The 4,754-nt window shown below is 33.0% G+C and carries 5 protein-coding genes; 1 reads left to right on the forward strand and 4 read right to left on the reverse strand.

Annotated elements, in window-relative coordinates; genetic code table 11:
- Window positions 1–32: 32 nt before the first annotated feature.
- The 3 genes from KI356_RS10965 to KI356_RS10975 form a co-directional block, all read right to left on the reverse strand.
- Window positions 33–674 carry a FusB/FusC family EF-G-binding protein gene (locus tag KI356_RS10965; RefSeq protein ID WP_212935425.1) on the reverse strand — a complete coding sequence of 214 codons (642 nt, stop codon included), beginning with the start codon at window positions 672–674 and terminating at the stop codon, window positions 33–35.
- Window positions 675–802: 128 nt separating this feature from the next.
- Window positions 803–1,495, reverse strand: a complete 693-nt coding sequence (locus KI356_RS10970) for a DUF421 domain-containing protein (protein WP_128281460.1) — start codon at window positions 1,493–1,495, stop codon at window positions 803–805.
- A 158-nt stretch (window positions 1,496–1,653) separates the two neighbouring features.
- Complete coding sequence (locus KI356_RS10975; protein WP_128281461.1) at window positions 1,654–1,917, reverse strand: CD3324 family protein; 264 nt, start codon at window positions 1,915–1,917, stop codon at window positions 1,654–1,656.
- 333 nt (window positions 1,918–2,250) lie between these two features.
- Here KI356_RS10975 and KI356_RS10980 point away from each other — a divergent pair, with 333 nt between their 5' ends.
- Entirely contained in the window at window positions 2,251–2,955 is a 705-nt protein-coding gene (locus tag KI356_RS10980; protein ID WP_212935426.1) for a polysaccharide deacetylase family protein, read from the forward strand.
- 117 nt (window positions 2,956–3,072) lie between these two features.
- Here KI356_RS10980 and KI356_RS10985 read toward each other — a convergent pair whose 3' ends face one another.
- Window positions 3,073–4,416, reverse strand: a complete 1,344-nt coding sequence (locus KI356_RS10985) for a sodium-dependent transporter (RefSeq protein WP_002012165.1) — start codon at window positions 4,414–4,416, stop codon at window positions 3,073–3,075.
- Between the last annotated feature and the right edge of the window lie 338 nt (window positions 4,417–4,754).

The following is a 4,754-nucleotide window of genomic DNA, read 5'->3' on the forward strand; positions in this document are numbered from 1 at the left end:
AACCTCTAGCTTAAGCACTAGAGATTTTCTATTTATTTCTTCAATCTCTCAATAAAATCGTTCAATTTATCAAGCGATTTCATATTATGATTACAAGCTACACCATCTTTACAAATATAATTTCCTTTTTTAACAAACGTTCCTGGGATATTTCCTTTTATTTCAACTAAAAACATCCCTACTTCTTCATGTCCATGACATAAGGAACAAATACTTTTTTTATTTATACTTTGGAATGTTCCTTGCAGACCAACAAACTTATTTTTATTATTTTTCGCTATAATAAATTTCCTACTTGATCCCTTGTCAATCCAGCTTAAATAAGATAATTCTTTCATATCCAGTTCTTCCATATCAGGAAGCTTTAATTTTTTCGCCTTAGGAAATAATTTTTTTAATGTTTGTGCAGTAACTTCTTGAAACGGAATTACATACGGATTTATTTTCAGTAAAAATGATTCTGCATCTTCTCTATTTTGGACTGTTAATACCGTATCAATTAACTCTTTCTGTTCATCCGTTAAATTCTCAAATACATGTATTATCTTTTCAATCGCAAGTGATTTTAACGCTTGAATTACTCCTCTATCATTTGCCGTTGCATGTCCATTTGCTAAAATATAAGCTTGTGACTTTATAAAATTATATTGATCACTTCTAATAAAAGCTTCCATCTTTATCACTCCATACAAATTGTTGATCTAGTTTTATTGTATACAATGATCATGTTTTATGAAATGCAAAAGATGATTTAGAAAAGAACTTTACACAGGCATGCCTCTAGGAGGTGTTTTCTTTACTACTATTTTAACCTTTTCATCTCCTGACAAAAGAATCCATCATCTGTTTTCCATTCTGCGTATAGTACATCCTCAAATTTAGTTATACCTTTTTGCTTAATTTGCTTATAAAGCCAACCTTCATCAAAACCCGCTTCCCTCAAATTATCCTTAACTACTTTTCCATCACTAATTAATGAAATAGGTAAATATACAGGCTTATGTTTTAAACTTAAATCATTTATAGTGGGAGATTCATATTTACTTTTTTTCAGAACACTTATGTTTCCGTTAGGTTCCAATATCATATATTCAACTTCTCGGATTGAAAATATGTCTTTTTGTTGCCTAAGCATTTGCTGTAATTGGTCAATATCCAAATGATTTGAACTTAGTTGTTCCCGGTCAATATATCCGTTACGGATAATGATTGAAGGTGAGCCTTCAAAAAAGCTTCTCGTTCCTCTAAATTTTTGCGTTATTACTTCTATTGCATAAATTAACACTACCCATACAAGTACTGCATATAAAATAGACCATATTTTTATTTCCGGATCATATATAGTATTTCCAACAAGTTCTCCAAGAACAATAGCAGAAATAAAATCAAAAGGCGTTAGCTGCGATATTTGTGTTTTCCCTAATATTTTAGTAGCAATCAATAGAATAAAAAAACCAAAAAACAGTTCTATCGTTATTTGTCCAAGATGATTCATAGTTGTTCACCTTTCTGCTTTAACCCGCACTCTATGTATTCTTTTTAATACATAGACGTTGCATTTTTGATATTATCATGCCCATCCATATTCAATACATACAAAGTAAAAAGAGTCTGATTCAAAATAATATTCGAATCAGACTCTTTTACTTTTGTTTATTTAGAATACACAATCTTTTTAATCGTTTCTCCGGAAAGAAAATATTCTTCTGCTAATTGATGAATTGCAATTCCACTTTTAAAAGCGTCTTTAATTGCTTTATTTCTTTCATCCAGTTGTTTTCTTCCGCCAGATCGTGTACCCCATTTATAATGTTTTGTTTCTTGTTTCGGAATGTAAATTGTTTCACCTTGTATATACTTTTGAATTTCAACAATTAAACTCTCTGGTAAAACAGCCTTAGCCTTTACGTATTTCATTTCTGCTCGCCCCTTATTTTTTATGATTCATTTCAATAAGGTGCAAAGCCAAATATAAAACAAATGATATAAGCTCATTTGGGCGATTGTATATTACTTGTCTACCTCACGCAAAGTATCGCCATTTCCATACTTGGCTTTGCATGAGACGTTGCAGTGTCTGGCAATTGAATTGTAATCGCCATGTAAACACCTCCTAATATACCTTTTGATTTCATTTTATTATATGATAAATTTCCATTACTTGCATCTTCATGCTTTTTTGGAGCAACAAGTTACGCAGTTTGATATAATACTTTTTAATTGAATCAAAAAGTATCGTAAGGTTGCATTATGAAGAAAAAAATCATTGTTACAACCGTTACACTATTCATTATTGTCATAGCGTTATTCGGCACGTACAAATTAATGAATGCAAGAAGCTTTCAATTATTTGGAGAGCTAACGAATCGCGTTGAAACAAATGAAAAAGTGATTGCTTTAACTTTTGATGATGGTCCTACAAAAAGTGTAGAACAAATATTACCACTTCTAGATAAGTACAACGCGAAAGCTACTTTCTTTGTTATTGGAAATGAATTAGAAAAAAATTTACCAATAGGAAAAGCAATTGTTCAATCTGGACATCAACTTGGGAACCATACATATTCCCATAAAAGAATGGTTTTCAAAACACCTTCTTTTATTAAAAATGAATTAGAAAAAACAAATTCATTAATCCGTCAAACCGGATATACAGGCGAAATTGATTTTAGACCACCTAACGGTAAGAAGTTAATCGGACTACCATACTATTTAAATAAAAATAATATCGAAACGATCACATGGGATCTTGAACCTGATACTTTTTATAAATCTGCGGCTGATAAAGTTGACTACGTCAATAAGAATATAAAACCTGGTTCTATCATTTTATTGCACTCTATGTATGATGAATCTAATGAAAATTTACAGACCATTGAAGGTATTTTAGATTCTTTATCTAAAAAAGGCTATCAGTTTGTAACAGTAAATGAACTGCAAAAAAGAGCAAAATAAAGTGAAACTTTAATCAGTGGGGGTTTTGTCCATCCCCCACTGATTAGTAGTTGAACCAATCGGGCTTTTACGGGATAAAAAGGTAGCGTATCATACCACGATACGCTACCTTTCTTATTAAATAATTCCAAGTACATTTAAGAATACGATAATAATCGCAATTGGTGCGATATAGCGAAGTAAGAATAACCATAATACGAATAGTTTATAGCCTTTATTTTTACTTACACCAAGCTCTTTCATTAATACATCTTTCTTCATTTTTAAAGGAACAAAGATGGAAACTAATAAAACACCAAGTGGCATTAGTATGTTACTAACCGCATAATCTGCTAAATCAAAAATTGTTTTTCCAAATGGTTTCACATCACTTAACAAACCGAATGATAATGCTGATGGAACCCCAACAACGAAGATTAATAATCCAACGATAAGGGCCATTTTTTCACGTTTCCCTTTACTTTTACCTTTAGTTGTTAAAGATGCAACGCTAATTTCTAACATCGAAATTGCTGATGTAATAGTAGCAAAGAAGAATAGTAATAAGAAAACGATGAAGAATAATTTTCCGAACGCCATTTTACTGAAAATAGCTGGCAATACGATAAATAATAGTCCCGGCCCTTGAGATGGTTCCATTCCAAATGCGAATACAACTGGGAAGATCGCAAGCCCTGCAAGTAATGTAATAACAAGCGTTAAAGCTACGATTGAAAATGCCGAACGTGGTAAACTTTCTTCTTTAGGTAAGTATGAACTATACGTTACCATAACGGCTACACCGACAGATAGTGAGAAGAACGATTGCCCCATTGCATATAAAATAATTTCTGACGTTACATTTGAGAAATCAGGTTGTAAGAAGAAGCGAACTCCTTCTCCAGCACCGTCTAATGTAAGTGCTCGAACGATTAATACAAAGAATAAAACGAATAGTGCTGGCATGAAATATTTATTTACTTTTTCAACACCATTTTGCACGCCTTTACTTACGATAAAAATAGTAATAAGGATGAATAATAGCTGTGATCCAACTGCTAAATACGGATTGGAAATGATTTCACCAAACGTAGCTTCGTATGCCCCATTTCCTTCCCATAGTCTACCTGTAATTGCATTCCATAAATATAATATAATCCAACCTCCTACAACGCTGTAGAAAGAAAGTAATATGAAACAAGTTACAATCCCTAATTTACCTAACCACGGCCATAACGTTTTAGGAGCAATCTCTCTGTACGCATCAACGGCCTCTTTTTGTGTACTTCTTCCAATAACGAATTCAGCTAATAATAGCGGTAATCCAATTAATAATGTGAAACCGATGAAAATAAGGAAGAATGCACCGCCCCCTCCAATGCCGGCCATATATGGGAATTTCCAAATCGCCCCAAGACCAATTGCTGAACCTGCTGCAGCTAATACGAAACCTAATTTCGATGTCCATTGCTGTGAATTCATCTTTTTATCTCCTCTCTTTTTCTATTTCTTTTTTCGTTATAATCTGTCTATGTTCATATTGTTCTATTACCAACCCGATCTAATACAGCCACTTCCTTTCAACTAAAAAACGCCCCTACGTAAATACGTAGGGACGACAAAAATATCGCGGTACCACCCTAGTTATGAAGATACAACAAAAGTAAGACCTAAATAAAAAACGCCCCTACGCAAATACGTAGGGACGATAAAATATCGCGGTACCACCCTAGTTATGAAGACACAACAAAGTTAAGACCTAAATAAAAAACGTCCCTACGTAAATACGTAGGGACGATATATATCGCGGTACCACCCTA

The organism is Bacillus hominis (assembly GCF_018332515.1).
Taxonomy (GTDB): Bacteria; Bacillota; Bacilli; order Bacillales; family Bacillaceae_G; genus Bacillus_A; species Bacillus_A hominis.

Excerpts from the sequence above, each read along its gene's own strand:
- KI356_RS10970 (WP_128281460.1), bottom strand. The coding sequence starts at position 1,495 with ATGAATCATCTTGGACAAATAACGATAGAACTGTTTTTTGGTTTTTTT.
- KI356_RS10975 (WP_128281461.1), bottom strand. The coding sequence starts at position 1,917 with ATGAAATACGTAAAGGCTAAGGCTGTTTTACCAGAGAGTTTAATTGTT.
- KI356_RS10980 (WP_212935426.1), top strand. The coding sequence starts at position 2,251 with ATGAAGAAAAAAATCATTGTTACAACCGTTACACTATTCATTATTGTC.
- KI356_RS10965 (WP_212935425.1), bottom strand. The coding sequence starts at position 674 with ATGGAAGCTTTTATTAGAAGTGATCAATATAATTTTATAAAGTCACAA.
- KI356_RS10985 (WP_002012165.1), bottom strand. The coding sequence starts at position 4,416 with ATGAATTCACAGCAATGGACATCGAAATTAGGTTTCGTATTAGCTGCA.